Origin of the sequence: Lactococcus lactis, assembly GCF_029023865.1 — a bacterium.
In the GTDB taxonomy this organism is placed as follows: domain Bacteria; phylum Bacillota; class Bacilli; order Lactobacillales; family Streptococcaceae; genus Lactococcus; species Lactococcus lactis.
Genome location: NZ_CP118969.1, coordinates 384,693 through 398,789, shown reverse-complemented (window position 1 = coordinate 398,789; position 14,097 = coordinate 384,693). Strand labels below are relative to the sequence as shown.

Here is a 14,097-nt window from a genome sequence, read left to right as displayed (position 1 = left end):
GACAAGTTTCATAAAACAAGAAAAGTTAAACTTGACTCAAATCGGACATTGCTTTTCCACATTTTTATTGCCTGAAATGTTTTTAAAAGTTCCTGACTCATTCTTTCTTGATTAAAAAGTTGTAATAAAAGTTCAAACGCTTGATTTTGTTTTTCTTTGTCATCAAAAATTTCGACTAATTCTTTCAAATACAAGAACGCCTCGTCAGCAGATGTTTTTAGAAGTTTTACAAATTGTTGAAGTCTTTGGAGCCCTTCGTTAAACCAGCTCTGCTGAGCTAATTCTAATGCTTTGTCAGTCGAATTACAGATTTCCGCAAGAAGTTCTGCTTGTGTTTTTAAAATACCATTCTTTTCCAAAAAATCTTGTAAGTATTGAACATTTTTTGGAAAATTAATAATTTGTGTCCGTGATTTTATTGTTTGTAAAATCATATTTTCATTGTCTGTCAGTAAAAAAACAACAATTTCTGTTTCTGGTTCTTCAATTGATTTCAATAGAGCATTTGCTGCATTAGGATGCATTTTTTCAGCTTCCTTAATTAAAATCACCTGTTGTTTTCCCTCATAACCAGATTCATTGAAAACCTGTGTCAGTTCCCGAATTTGTGCTGTTTTAATCGTTTGTCCATCAGGTTCAACGATATGTAAGTCGGTAAATTCTTGTTGGGCAACAAGACGACAAGAACGACAATGTCCACAAGGCAAAGAATTTTCAGGATTCTCACAAAATAAGGCTTGACTCAGCCAGATTGCTAATTCAAAAGAACCAAATCCCCCTGAAAATAAATAAGCATGACTTAATTTTCCATGTTGCAAAATAGTTGAGAACTGCTTATAAAGTTGAGGCTGAATATCTTTTATTTCCACAAGAAACCTTTCTAAATATTTACCAAATCTAGTCTAAATAACAAAATAAAAAAAACTATTTAACATCCTCATTTTTTGAAAAATGTAAGTATTTTTTAGCATTCTTAATTTTGCTGACAGATTAAATTGTCTTTAAAATTCACTGACAAATCTTTTTTTGAGGACGGAAAGTGTATCAGCTACCACTTTTTCTAAAGGTTGACTTGCATCTATTTTTACAAAACGCTCAGGTTCTTTTACAACAATCTCCAAATAACCTTCACGAACTTTACGATGCATCTCAGCTCTTTCCAAATCTAAACGATTTACCTCATCAGCTCGATTTTTCATAATTCGCTCAAGGGCAACATCCGTATCAACATCAAAATAAAGCGTCAAATCAGGCTTCAAACCATCTGTTGCAAAATAGTTAAGCCAATCAACAACTTCGACACCCAAATCACGGCCATATCCCTGATAGGCGACAGATGAATCAATAAATCGGTCAACAATGACAACTTTACCCGCTTGTAAAGCTGGCAACATTTTTTCTTGCATATGTAAACGACGCGCCGCCGCAAAAAGCATTAACTCGGTTTTAGAATCGATCTCTGTATTCTTTGGATCAAGAATAATTTGGCGAATTTCTTCCGCCACTCGAACACCGCCTGGTTCACGAGTTGGGACAATTTCGCGCTTCATTTTTTGGATTTCAGGTAAAATTTCTTTTAAAACCGTTGTTTTTCCTGCTCCATCGGGTCCCTCAAGGGAAATTAGAATTCCATTCATAGCCTCTATTATACCAAAAAAACAAATATTTTATCTTTTTTCTAAAAATAATAGGGTCTCTTTTTGCGTAATTTTACTAAAAATTGTATAATATAACTGAAACAGCTTACTTGATTTGTTAATTCAAATAAATACGAGTAACATTCAATAAAAAATTTTCCACTTGAAAGGACAACTATGAAAAAAATTCTTGTTGTTGATGATGAAAAACCAATCTCAGATATCGTAAAATTTAATTTAACCAAAGAAGGTTTTGAAGTCTTTACAGCTTTTGATGGTGAAGAAGCTCTTGAAGCATTTAAAGAAGTACAACCTGACCTTATTCTGCTTGATTTGATGTTACCTAAACTTGATGGTCTTGATGTTGCACGTGAAATCCGTAAAACTTCTGACACTCCAATTATTATGGTGTCAGCTAAAGATAGTGAATTTGACAAAGTAATTGGTCTTGAACTTGGTGCTGATGATTATGTCACAAAACCATTCTCAAACCGTGAACTATTAGCTCGTATTAAAGCAAACTTGCGTCGTATCAATGTCGCACCTGCTGAATCTACTGACAATGTCAAAAAAGAATTGATTATCGGAAACCTTCGTATCAATCCAGCACACTATGCGGCTTATAAAAATGATAAACAACTCGACCTTACACACCGTGAGTTTGAATTGCTTTACTACCTTGCTCAACACCTTGGCGAAGTGATCACTCGTGAAAACCTTTTGGAAACCGTTTGGGGTTATGACTACTTTGGAGATGTTCGTACAGTTGACGTTACTGTTCGTCGTTTACGTGAAAAAGTTGAAGATACACCAAGCCGTCCACAATACGTTTCAACACGCCGCGGGGTTGGCTACTACATGAGCAACCCACATGATTAAATTTTTTAATTCAATGATTTTTAAAGGAGTAGTTGCACACCTACTTCTTTTTGTCATACTTTTTATGAGCAGTTTTGATTACAATTTTGCTCATTTAAGTACTTTTATTGGTTATTACTTATTTTCACTCGTCTTTGTTTTAGTCTTTCTCAATCAGCAACATCGCATGATTGTGAATGTTTCTAAACAGATGAATGACATAAAAAATGGCTATTTAAATCGCGATAAAATCCCAAAAGGGACGAGTGAAATCAATGAATTATATGATGAAATTTTAAAACTTGGTGAAGATATTGTTCGCACACAGAACAATCTTGAAAATCAGCGTAATCAATTAGATAGTATTCTCGCATATATGGTTGATGGCGTCATTGCCACCGATCGTCGTGGAAATATTATTATGGCCAATAAATCAGCTTTGCATTATTTGAATACAGATAATGATCTCTTGATGCAAAAAAATATTGTTGAAGTTTTAAAAATTGCTGACCAATATAATTTTTATGATTTATTAGAAAAAGAACCTGAAATAACTATTGAGACACATGATGCTGGGAATGAATCCATTTCGCTCCACATTAAATTTGCCCTCTTTCGTCGTGAATCTGGTTTCATCTCAGGAATTATTGCCGTCTTACATGATATGACTGAACAAGACAAGGCCGAACGAGAGCGCCGTCTCTTTGTTTCCAATGTTTCTCATGAACTCCGAACTCCGCTCACCTCAGTAAAAGCCTACTTGGAAGCACTAGAAGACGGAGCCATTGAGGATAAAGAAACAGCTTCATCCTTTATTAATGTTTCACTTACTGAAACTAATCGGATGATTCGAATGATTTCCGACCTTTTGACTTTATCAAGAATGGATCAAGACCGAATCGTTCTTAATAAAGAAATGATTAATTTAATTGCCTTCTTAGACTATCAAATTAACCGTTTAGACCAAATTTTAGAAACCGAATCAAACGATTTAATCTCTTCTAATTTCACACTAGTCAGAAAATACTCTGAACAGCCCATCTGGGTCGAAATTGATACCGATAAAATTGCTCAAGTCATTGACAATATCATCGGAAATGCAATTAAGTATTCACCTAAAGGTGGAACTATTACAATTTCCGTTGAAAAACGTGAAAGTGATGTTCTAATCTCCATCAGTGACCAAGGAATGGGAATTCCAAAATCTGATTTACTTAAGATTTTTGACCGTTTCTACCGAGTTGATAATGCTTCAAGAAATTCAAAAGTTGGGGGGACAGGTTTAGGCCTCTCCATTGTCCATGATATTGTTAAAATACATGGCGGAACAATTTTTGCAAGCTCCGAAGGAGAAGGAAAAGGAACGACCTTTAGTTTCACTCTTCCATATTCTTTAGAAGCCGCAGATGACTGGGATGATGGCACTGATGAGTTTGAATTTGAGGATAATGAATAATTTCCCCTAAAAAGAGTCCATACATATTTGTGGACTCATTTTTTGAATAAACCTAGACTTTTACCACAAAAAACTCTCTTAAGCTAATGAGTTTCCTGATAAATTTATTTTCAAATAAAATATAAAAGCTCATGGCAATCCCACTATTTTTCTGCTACAATAGACTGTATGACTGAACAAAATGGCTTTAAATATTCCATTTTAGCCTCTGGTTCAACAGGAAATTCTTTTTACTTAGAAACTCCAAAGAAAAAAATTCTTGTTGATGCCGGACTATCTGGAAAAAAAATAGAAAGTTTACTATCAGAAATTGACCGTGACATTCATGATATTGATGCTTTATTAATTACCCATGAACATAGTGACCATATCAAAGGGATTGGTGTTTTGGCAAGAAAATATGGTATTGACCTTTACGCAAATGAAGATACTTGGTCTGAACTAGATAGTAAAAATGCTTTAGGAAAAATCCCTGTTGAACAAAAACATCTGTTTGAAATGGGAAAAACAATGACTTTTGGTGATATTGATATTGAATCTTTCGGCGTGAGTCACGATGCTATCGCACCACAGTTTTATCGTTTCATGAAAGATAACAAAAGTTTTGTTATGCTAACTGATACAGGTTATGTATCCGATAGAATGCGTGGAACCATTGAAAATGCAGATGCTTATCTTATGGAATCAAACCATGACATTGAGATACTCCGCATGGGAGCCTATCCTTGGCGGACAAAGCAACGTATCCTAAGTGACCAAGGCCACTTATCTAATGAGGACGGCGCTGAGGCTGCTTTTAGTATTCATGGTAATAAGACAAAACGAATTTTTCTAGGGCACTTGAGTTTAAATAATAATATCAAAGAACTTGCTCATCTTACTATGGATGGTTACTTACAGCAACATGATGTCGATACCAAAAAGGACTTGAAGATCCTTGATACTAGTCACGAACATGCTAGTCAACTTTACGATATTTAGTTACTCATCAGCAAATAAAAAAAGAACCCTAAGGGTTCTTTTTTATTACATCATACCACCCATTCCCATGCTAGGGTCCATTGGAGGCATAGCTGGAGCAGCTGGTTCTGGCTTATTAGCAACTACTGCTTCAGTAGTCAAAATTAAACCAGCAACAGAAGCCGCGTTTTGCAAAGCTGAACGAGTTACTTTTGCAGGGTCAACAATTCCTTCTTCAATCATATTAACCCATTGACCAGTTGCAGCATTGAAACCTGTACCTACTTCTTCTGAACGAAGCTTATCAATGATAACTGAACCTTCATATCCTGCATTGGCAGCAATTTGACGAACTGGTTCTTCAAGAGCACGGCGAACAATGTTAATACCTGTTTGAATATCTCCTTCTTCTGAAAGTTTATCCAAAGCAGCAATAGCATTAACAAGTGCTGTACCACCACCAGAAACAATACCTTCCTCAACGGCTGCACGTGTTGCATTAAGTGCATCTTCAATCAAGAGTTTCATTGCTTTGAGCTCTGTTTCAGTTGCAGCACCAACTTTAACAACTGCAACACCACCAGCTAATTTTGCAAGACGTTCTTGTAATTTTTCACGGTCAAAATCAGAAGTTGTTTTTTCAATTTGCGCTTTAATAATAGCTACACGATCAGAAATAGCATCAGCAGAACCAGCACCTTCAACAATTGTTGTGTGGTCTTTATCCACAGTTGCTTTAGCTGCTTGTCCTAAAGCTTCAAGAGTAGCATCTTTAAGATCAAGACCAAGTTCTTCAGTAATTACTGTACCACCTGTCAAGATAGCCAAATCTTCCAATTGAGCTTTACGACGATCACCAAATCCTGGTGCTTTTACAGCTACAACATTGAAGACACCTTTAATCTTATTAAGAACAAGCGTTGGCAATGCTTCTCCATCAACATCATCAGCTACAATAAGAAGTGGACGATTTGTTTTCAAGATTTGTTCAAGGAGCGGTAAAATTTCTTGAATGTTTGAGATTTTTTTGTCGGTAATAAGAATATAAGGATTATCTAATTCAGCAACCATTTTTTCTGTATTAGAAACCATATATTGACTCAAATATCCACGGTCAAATTGCATTCCTTCAACAACATCGAGTTCAGTTTGCATCCCTTTTGATTCTTCAATGGTGATAACTCCGTCAGAACCTACACGTTCCATTGCATCAGAAATATACTCACCCACTTTTTCACTACGTGATGAAACGGTAGCTACTTGCGCAATTGCTGATTTATCGTGGACAGGAATTGCTATCTCTTTAATTGACGCAACAGCTGTTTCAGCAGCAAGTTCAATTCCTCGGCGAATACCAACTGGATTTGCACCTGCGGTAACATTTTTTAAACCTTCACGAACGATAGCTTGTGTCAAAACTGTCGCTGTTGTTGTACCGTCACCTGCGATATCATTTGTTTTTGAAGCAACTTCTGAAACAAGTTTAGCTCCCATATTTTCAAAATGATCTTCAAGTTCAATCTCTTTGGCAATCGTTACACCATCGTTTGTAATTAAAGGTGATCCATATGATTTTTCAAGAACAACATTGCGACCTTTTGGTCCAAGGGTTGTTTTTACTGTATCAGCAAGAATATCAATCCCACGCATCATCGCTGTTCTAGCATCACTTGAAAATTTAATATCTTTTGACATTTTAGCTCCTTTTTAAGAATATATTTTTAATTTTATAGATTTTAAGATAGACAAAAGACAACCAAAAAAAATGATTGCTTTTATAATTTTACTCTACAATTGCAAGAAGGTCTGAATCTTTGAGAATCAAGAATTCTTCACCATCCATTTTTACGGTCGTTCCAGCAAATTTTTCAAAAATTACTGTGTCCCCTACTTTTACGAGTGGAGAAATCAGTGTTCCATGATGATTTGTTTTCCCTTCACCGACGGCAACAACTTCAGCTGTTTGAGGTTTTTCTTGGGAAGCGCTTGTTAACACAATTCCACCCATTGATTTTTCCTCTTCTTCTTTTACACGTAAAACTACGCGATTCTCTAAAGGTTTCAACATTATATTTTCCTCCATTTTTTATTTTTTAGCACTCTTATTAAACGAGTGCTAACATATTCTTATTTTATCTCAATGGTCAGATTTAGTCAAGAGAAAACATTTAGATTTTATGAAATAAATTAGAAAGGGAGTTCTTCCGCATCAAGTAAGGTTTCTTCAGTCTTTATAGCGCTTTCTCGTAAAGCGATTGTTGCCCTACTTTCAAGTAAATCATAACTCAGTCCTAAGATTTCTGTGACATAATGTTTTTGATTTTGCTTATCCGTATAATTTCTAGTTCTAATTTCTCCTTCAATTGAAATAAGACTTCCTTTTTTTGCGTAAGAAACTAAAGTTTCTGCAGATTTTCCCCAAATAATAATTGAAATAAAATCTGCCTCTCCTTCTCCTTTTTCATTTTTGAAACGGCGATTGACTGCTAAGGTCACACGGACATATGATTTATCATTTGTTGTTTTTGAAATTTCTGGCGCACTGGTTAAGCGTCCAATTAACATGGTTTTATTCATAATAAAATCCTCCTAACTTTTTATACGTAAAGTTAGGACATTTGTCACAAAAAAAATAAAAAATCTATCAATTGATAGATTTTTATGGTTTATTTTGCATTTAAAGCTGCAACAGTCATGTAATTATATGGACTATTGAAGTGTGGTAAGAAGAATAAATCAAGTAAGGCTAATTCATCAATCGTTTTCTTTTCTTGAATAGCTAAACTAAACATATTAATATTTCCTGCAATTATTTCACTCTTGCTAGCAAGTTGAGCACCAATAATTCTGCGACTTTTTGTTTCATAAACGATACGAATTTTCACACTATCATTATTTTCATGAAGGAACCATGCTTTTTGCTTATCTTCAAAATCACTAAATGAAACTTCTAGGCCGATTTTTTTAGCAGCTTTAACCGACAAGCCCGTAGAAGTCATATTGTAACCAAAAATAGAGATTCCATTAGAACCTTGTACACCAACAGATTCTATTGATTTTCCTCCAATATTATGACCAGCAACAATCCCTGAGCGAACAGCGTTTGAGGCAAGGGCAATGTAGGTGAAGTCTTGTAAAGCATTAGAATAGATTGTGGCAACATCTCCTACAGCATAAACATCTGGGTCACTACTTTGTTGATGTTTATCCACTTTGATTGCTCCATTTTTAAAGGTTTCTAAATGTTCACCAGCCAATGCACTATTGGCTGTAAATCCAATACAATTAATAACGAGGTCAACATCATAAGTTGATTTATTAGTTACAATCTGTGATACATGACCTTTTTCATTTGCCTTAAACTCTTGAGCCAATTCCCCAAAATGGAGTTCAATTCCATGTTGGGCAAGATTTTCATCCATTCCTTTAGCAAACTCTTCATCATAATATGAAGCAAGTGAAGTACTTTCTGCATCAAAAAGTAGAACTTCTTTTCCACGACGTTTGGCAGCTTCAGCAATTTCTGTCCCAATATAACCAGCACCAATCACAGCAATCCGTTTCACATCATTCTTAGCAAACTCTTCGTCAATGGCTTGCCCTTCTTGAAAAAGTTTTAAAAAATGAATGCCTTTAAGATCTTTTCCTGGCAAGTTAGGAATAATTGGACGTGAACCTGTTGCCAGAACGAGTTTATCATAACTTTCTGTAATCTTTTCTCCAGTTTTTGACTTGGCATAAATCATTTTATTAGTAAAGTCAATTTCTGAAACTTCTGTTTCTGTTAATATCTTTACTCCCTTTTTTTCAAAATCTTCTGCTTTGGCATAAAACAGCTCATCTGGTTTTTCAATTTGTCTTCCGACCCAAATAGCTGTCCCACACCCCAAGTAACTCATATTACTGTTACGGTCAATCATAACAATCTCATGGCCTGGATATTGATCAATTAATGTATTTGCTGTAGCAATGCCTGCGTGGTTCGTACCGATAACTACGATTTTCATGCTAATAATTCTCCTTTAAATGTAAAATTCTTTTTACATTATTCAGTTTAGCATAAGTCCTTCTATTTTCTTTTGTAAGCGCTTGTGAACTTTGTGAAAAAATTATTTTATTTTTTTAGATAAAAAAACTGCCAAAATAAACTATTTTGACAGTTTTATTATTATGCTTGCCACATTGTTTCTGAATCAAAAGCTTTACCAGCGGATAAATCTGATGATAATTCAATGATTCCACGAACCTCAGGAGCATTTGGTAATTCAAGTTCACGAGCTGAACAAAGCATTCCGTAAGATTGAACACCACGAAGGGCTCCTGGGAAAATCAATGAGCCGTTAGGCATCATAGCACCAGGTAAAGCAGCAACTGTTTTTAAGCCAAGAGCTGCGTTTGGAGCACCACAAACAATTTGTACTGGATCGGCAAAACCAACATTAACTTTACAGATATGTAAATGGTCTGAATCTGGATGATCTTCCATTTCAACAATTTCAGCGACAACAAATTTGGGTTGTGCATCGTGAACAAGAACATCGCTAAATCCTGATTTACCAAGCTCTTTGTTCAACGTTTCAATATCATCAGATGATAAGACGACTTGACCATTTCCTGACAAATTAGCCAATAGAGATTTCGCTTCAAAAATATTCCAAGCAACCGTCGCTCCAGTTTCTTCAATAAAAACACGAGCTACTTTTCCCTTACGTTCGAAGTTTACTTTTTCTCCCTTATCATTTGCAGTGATAAGCATTAAAACGTCACCGACATTTGTGTTGTATGTTGCAATCATTTTCTTATTTTTCCCTTTTAATTTCTTAACTTTGATTATTATAGAATATAATTCTTAATATATCAACGCTTGTCCTGCGATGATACTATTTCGCACTCGCTAAGAAAGTATTGACTTCTTCTTTTGTTTTACGTAATTTATTTACTAGACGAGCTTTTTCTTTGCCATCCTCAATCACGACAAAACTTGGAATTCCCATAATTCCCCATTCAATCGCAAGATCCATATATTCATCACGGTCTACTTCAACAAATTTAAAGTCTGGATTTTCTACTTCAATTTCTGGCATTTTTGGCTTAATAAAATTACAATCTCCGCACCAACCAGCCGTGAAAAAGAAGACTGTCTTTTCCGGTCCTTTTACAAGTTCGGCTAAATTTTCAATATTTTCTGGAATAATCATTCTACATTCTCCTTTTATTTCTAAATGAATACTAAGCTTTCTTACAGAATTTCTTCATTTTTTTCAAAGACTTCTAAAGTTTTAGCATTGATTTCAAAAGTGATTGCCTTATTTTCACTGACAAGTCCTCCCTCAAAAAGAGCACCCGTAGTCGGCTCCTCAAAAATCCAAAAAGCGTCTATTTTTCTTGTTGAAAAATGTTGCCGAGCTCTGTCAGTAAGTTCATGAATCACTTCTTCTTCCATAGTTTTATAGCCATGATAAGCAACGTGAGCAACTGTTGCACCCGCAATAATTCCCAAACCAAACTTTAGTATTTTTTTCATATGGAAATTTTAACATATTTCTTGGTATAATTATAGTGTAAATCATCAAAATTTTTGCTGACAAATCTGTCAGTAAATTTTTCAGTATTCCGGAGGAGAAAAATGGAACTATTCGACAAAGTAAAAGCACTGACAGAAATTCAAGCGACTTCTGGTTTTGAGGGATCTGTTCGTGACTATTTAAAAACACGCATGATTGCTCTTGGTTATCAACCAGAATTTGATGGTCTTGGTGGTATATTTGTCACTAAAACTTCAAAAGTAGCAAATGCCCCACGTATTATGATTGCAGCCCACATGGATGAAGTTGGCTTTATGGTCAGCTCAATCAAAGCTGACGGAACATTCCGGGTCGTTCCACTTGGTGGTTGGAATCCTTTAGTTGTCTCTGGACAACGTTTTACATTATTCACACGTACAGGTAAAAAAATTCCTGTCGTAACTGGTGGGCTTCCTCCACATCTTCTTCGTGGAACTGGTGTTACTCCTCAAATTCCTGCCATTTCTGATATTGTCTTTGATGGAGCTTTTGAGAATGCTGCAGAAGCTGCAGAATTTGGAATCGCTCAAGGTGATGTAATCATTCCAGAAACTGAAACAATTCTCTCTGCTAATGGTAAAAATATTATTTCTAAAGCTTGGGACAATCGTTACGGTTGTTTAATGATTCTTGAACTTCTTGAATTTTTAGCTGACAAAGAATTACCTGCTACATTGATTATCGGAGCCAATGTTCAAGAAGAAGTTGGCCTTCGTGGAGCCAAAGTTTCTACAACTATGTTCAAGCCTGATTTGTTCTTTGCTGTTGATTGTTCACCTGCTAGTGATACGTTTGGTGATGACAACGGTCGTCTTGGAGAAGGAACAACGCTTCGTTTCTTTGACCCAGGTCATATTATGCTCCCTGGAATGAAAAATTTCTTGCTTGAAACTGCCGATAAGGCTAAAGTTAAAACCCAAGTTTATATGGCTAAAGGTGGAACTGATGCAGGTGCTGCCCACTTAGCTAATAATGGAGTCCCTTCAACAACGATTGGTGTTGTTGCTCGTTATATTCACAGTCATCAAACAATTTTCAATATTGATGATTTCAATCAAGCACAAACTTTCTTGAGAAATATCGTAACATCACTTAGTACTGAAAAAGTAGCTGAAATTAAAAACTATTAAATTTAAAAAACAAAAGAAAAAATCACTAGGAAACCTATCCTAGTGATTTTTTGTATTTTATTGACCAAAGTTATAATTAGGCAATATCTTTTTCCAACCAGCAGCTATATCACTTGCCGAACCACCAATAGAAAAATCATATGTGGTTGTAGGGGCACCAGACTTTGTAGCCCAGAAGCTTGTCGTAGTGTCTCCACCGAGACTAACCTCTTGTGTCTTACCATTTGATAATTTAACATTAACTTTTCCTGGTTTTTCACCCGTAGAAACTAATACTTTACTCTTAGTCACATTTGGATCACTATTAGGGTCAGTAAATTTTTGACCAGGTCCGAAAATATTTGGATCGGCAGCATTAATTGCATTCACCAAATTAGCTGTAAATTTTGCGTTATTAATAAAACCTGAATTCTGAGACATTGCAGAATTGTCATCGTGACCAGCCCAACTACCAAGTGTCACTGAAGGTGTCGAAAGCATCATCCAAACGTCTGTATAATTATCAGTTGTTCCTGTTTTACCAGCCCATTGAACATTAGTTGCAAGAGAAGAATTAAGGCTTTGTAACTCACCATAAAACTTACTTGTTTTTTGAGATTTAATAGCATCTTGAAGCATATATTCCATAATGGTAGATGTTGCTTCAGAATATACTTGAGTCCCCCCAGTAGTTTGATGTTGATAAATTACATTTCCTGTATCATCTTTGATACTATCAACAATATACCATGGTTCATATTTTCCACCATTGGCTAAAGTTTGATAACCATTCGTATGTTGAACCACCGTTGGATCAATTCCTCCTCCAAGAGGAAGTGACTCTACAGAATAATCTGCAACATCATATCCCATCTTCGTCATGTAAGGTTCAACAGATTTTCCTTTATTCAAAATCGTTTGGTAGGTCCAATAAGCAGGAATATTATAAGAAACATTCAAGGCTTCTGAAAATGGCATCATCTCCGTTCCCTTATTGCCGACGTGTTCGATGTCTTGCCCACTCGAATATTTTGCGGGATAGTTAGATAGAACACTTGCAGAACCCATCAAGCCCATGTCAATTGCCGGTCCATAAGCTAGTATTGGTTTGATTGAAGAACCAGGTGAACGTTTAGTATCAAAGGCATGGTTTACTTGGCTTTGTGAAAAATCCAAACCGCCAATAAAGCCATAAACAGCCCCTGTTTTATTATCCATTAATACATTACCAGTTTGAATAAGACCCGTACCGTCTTGCATCAAATCACTGTGATTGGTTACAGCATTTTGCATTGCATCATATACTTGTTGATTAATAGTTGTAGTTACTGTATAACCACCGTTTTGCAATGACTGTTCAGCTAATTCTCGATAACGTTGTTTAGTACTATCATTTCCTAAATCAGTCGCCGAAACTTTATCTCGCTTAATCAAATAATTATAGATATCAGTAATTGCTTCATTATAAACAACATTATATAAATAACCATGTTCTTGTGATTGAGCTACTCCTGGTTGTAAAAATTCTGTTGAAATATCATAAGCTTTGTATTTCTTGTAATCAGCTTCTGAAATATAGCCCCCACGATAAAGATAAAACAAGACTTCTTTTTGACGTTCAAGACCGTAACTCATGTTTTCTTTTGACTTTAGAGAACCATCAGCCGCATAAGGAGAATACACGATAGGACTTTGTGGCAACCCAGCAATAAAAGCAGCCTCAGGTATTGTTAAATCCTTAGCAGATTTTCCAAATATACCAAGAGAAGCTTCTTGAATCCCTGCAATATTTTGTCCTTTATTATTTCGCCCAAAAGGTGAGACATTTAAATAATCAGTCAAAATTTGGTCTTTACTCAAGTAGCTATTAAGTTTAAGAGCATAGACAATTTCACTAGCTTTACGTTGGAAGGTAACACTATCTCCTAAAACTTGTTGTTTAATTAACTGTTGGGTAAGGGTTGAACCACCAGAACTTGTGCCACCACCTACTGAACCAAGAATTCCACGAACAACTGCCTTAGGAACCACGCCCTTATTCGTTTTAAAGCTATCATCTTCTGTTGCAATTAAAGCATTTTTAACATTAGGAGAAATCTCGTCACTTTTGACGGTAACACGCACCAAATCACTAGAGATATCCGAAATTGCTTGACCATTACTATAATTAATGACAGAAACGCCATGAATATCATTAATTTTTGCAAGCATTTCCGTTTTATTTGGTGTCTTCGTTTGCTCAACCAATCGAGCAAAATAGCCTACACCTGTCGCCGCACCAAAGACACCCACTAAAGCAAAAATTATTCCAAAAATTACAATTAGTCCGCGGACCACCTTAAAAGTGATTGACCAACCCGATTTTTCATCATTATCTTTAGGATTTTTGGACAGAGACTTACTTTGTTTCCGCCGCTTATTTTCCATTTTTTCTTTTAAACGCGCACGTGCTTCTTCTTGCGAGTCAATTGAGGATTTTTTCATGCCTTTATTATATCAAATTTAAAATAATT

At 35.6% G+C, this 14,097-nt stretch carries 14 protein-coding genes; 4 read left to right on the top strand and 10 right to left on the bottom strand.

Features of this window, described 5'->3' with window-relative positions; translation table 11 throughout:
* Positions 1–8: 8 nt before the first annotated feature.
* Both PYW37_RS02085 and tmk read right to left on the bottom strand, forming a co-directional pair.
* Positions 9–869 (bottom strand): DNA polymerase III subunit delta', encoded by an 861-nt coding sequence (locus PYW37_RS02085; RefSeq protein WP_012897231.1) that lies wholly within the window; start codon positions 867–869, stop codon positions 9–11.
* Between the two features lie 132 nt (positions 870–1,001).
* Positions 1,002–1,637 carry a dTMP kinase gene (gene tmk / locus PYW37_RS02080; RefSeq protein WP_012897230.1) on the bottom strand — a complete coding sequence of 212 codons (636 nt, stop codon included), beginning with the start codon at positions 1,635–1,637 and terminating at the stop codon, positions 1,002–1,004.
* A gap of 177 nt (positions 1,638–1,814) precedes the next feature.
* On the opposite strand from tmk, the gene yycF reads away from it, so the two are divergent.
* The 3 genes from yycF to PYW37_RS02065 all read left to right on the top strand — a co-directional run bounded on the left by yycF (position 1,815) and on the right by PYW37_RS02065 (position 4,932).
* Positions 1,815–2,516, top strand: a complete 702-nt coding sequence (yycF, locus tag PYW37_RS02075) for a response regulator YycF (RefSeq protein ID WP_003131580.1) — start codon at positions 1,815–1,817, stop codon at positions 2,514–2,516.
* Positions 2,509–3,951 carry a sensor histidine kinase gene (locus tag PYW37_RS02070; protein WP_012897229.1) on the top strand — a complete coding sequence of 481 codons (1,443 nt, stop codon included), beginning with the start codon at positions 2,509–2,511 and terminating at the stop codon, positions 3,949–3,951. The genes yycF and PYW37_RS02070 overlap by 8 nt, the downstream gene beginning before the upstream one ends.
* Positions 3,952–4,119: 168 nt before the next feature.
* The gene (locus tag PYW37_RS02065) at positions 4,120–4,932 is read left to right on the top strand and encodes an MBL fold metallo-hydrolase (RefSeq protein WP_003131583.1); all 813 of its coding nucleotides are present in this window, start codon (positions 4,120–4,122) and stop codon (positions 4,930–4,932) included.
* Between the two features lie 45 nt (positions 4,933–4,977).
* Here the strand turns inward: PYW37_RS02065 and groL are convergent, their stop codons facing one another.
* The 7 genes from groL to PYW37_RS02030 all read right to left on the bottom strand — a co-directional run bounded on the left by groL (position 4,978) and on the right by PYW37_RS02030 (position 10,435).
* Positions 4,978–6,606, bottom strand: coding sequence for a chaperonin GroEL (groL, locus tag PYW37_RS02060; protein WP_023188993.1), 1,629 nt, complete (start codon positions 6,604–6,606; stop codon positions 4,978–4,980).
* A gap of 88 nt (positions 6,607–6,694) precedes the next feature.
* Positions 6,695–6,979, bottom strand: a complete 285-nt coding sequence (gene groES, locus PYW37_RS02055; protein ID WP_003131589.1) for a co-chaperone GroES — start codon at positions 6,977–6,979, stop codon at positions 6,695–6,697.
* 119 nt (positions 6,980–7,098) lie between these two features.
* Complete coding sequence (locus tag PYW37_RS02050; protein WP_023188994.1) at positions 7,099–7,488, bottom strand: single-stranded DNA-binding protein; 390 nt, start codon at positions 7,486–7,488, stop codon at positions 7,099–7,101.
* A gap of 89 nt (positions 7,489–7,577) precedes the next feature.
* Positions 7,578–8,918, bottom strand: a complete 1,341-nt coding sequence (gene nox, locus PYW37_RS02045; protein ID WP_023188995.1) for a H2O-forming NADH oxidase — start codon at positions 8,916–8,918, stop codon at positions 7,578–7,580.
* Between the two features lie 161 nt (positions 8,919–9,079).
* The gene (gene ytpR / locus PYW37_RS02040; RefSeq protein ID WP_003131594.1) at positions 9,080–9,706 is read right to left on the bottom strand and encodes a YtpR family tRNA-binding protein; all 627 of its coding nucleotides are present in this window, start codon (positions 9,704–9,706) and stop codon (positions 9,080–9,082) included.
* Between the two features lie 85 nt (positions 9,707–9,791).
* The gene (locus tag PYW37_RS02035) at positions 9,792–10,109 is read right to left on the bottom strand and encodes a thioredoxin family protein (RefSeq protein WP_003131595.1); all 318 of its coding nucleotides are present in this window, start codon (positions 10,107–10,109) and stop codon (positions 9,792–9,794) included.
* A 41-nt stretch (positions 10,110–10,150) separates the two neighbouring features.
* Positions 10,151–10,435: a hypothetical protein gene (locus PYW37_RS02030; protein ID WP_012897223.1), complete on the bottom strand. Its 285-nt coding sequence runs from the start codon at positions 10,433–10,435 to the stop codon at positions 10,151–10,153.
* A 102-nt stretch (positions 10,436–10,537) separates the two neighbouring features.
* On the opposite strand from PYW37_RS02030, the gene pepA reads away from it, so the two are divergent.
* The gene (pepA, locus tag PYW37_RS02025) at positions 10,538–11,605 is read left to right on the top strand and encodes a glutamyl aminopeptidase (RefSeq protein WP_023188997.1); all 1,068 of its coding nucleotides are present in this window, start codon (positions 10,538–10,540) and stop codon (positions 11,603–11,605) included.
* A gap of 57 nt (positions 11,606–11,662) precedes the next feature.
* On the opposite strand, the gene PYW37_RS02020 is transcribed toward pepA, so the two are convergent.
* The gene (locus PYW37_RS02020) at positions 11,663–14,068 is read right to left on the bottom strand and encodes a transglycosylase domain-containing protein (RefSeq protein WP_023188998.1); all 2,406 of its coding nucleotides are present in this window, start codon (positions 14,066–14,068) and stop codon (positions 11,663–11,665) included.
* Between the last annotated feature and the right edge of the window lie 29 nt (positions 14,069–14,097).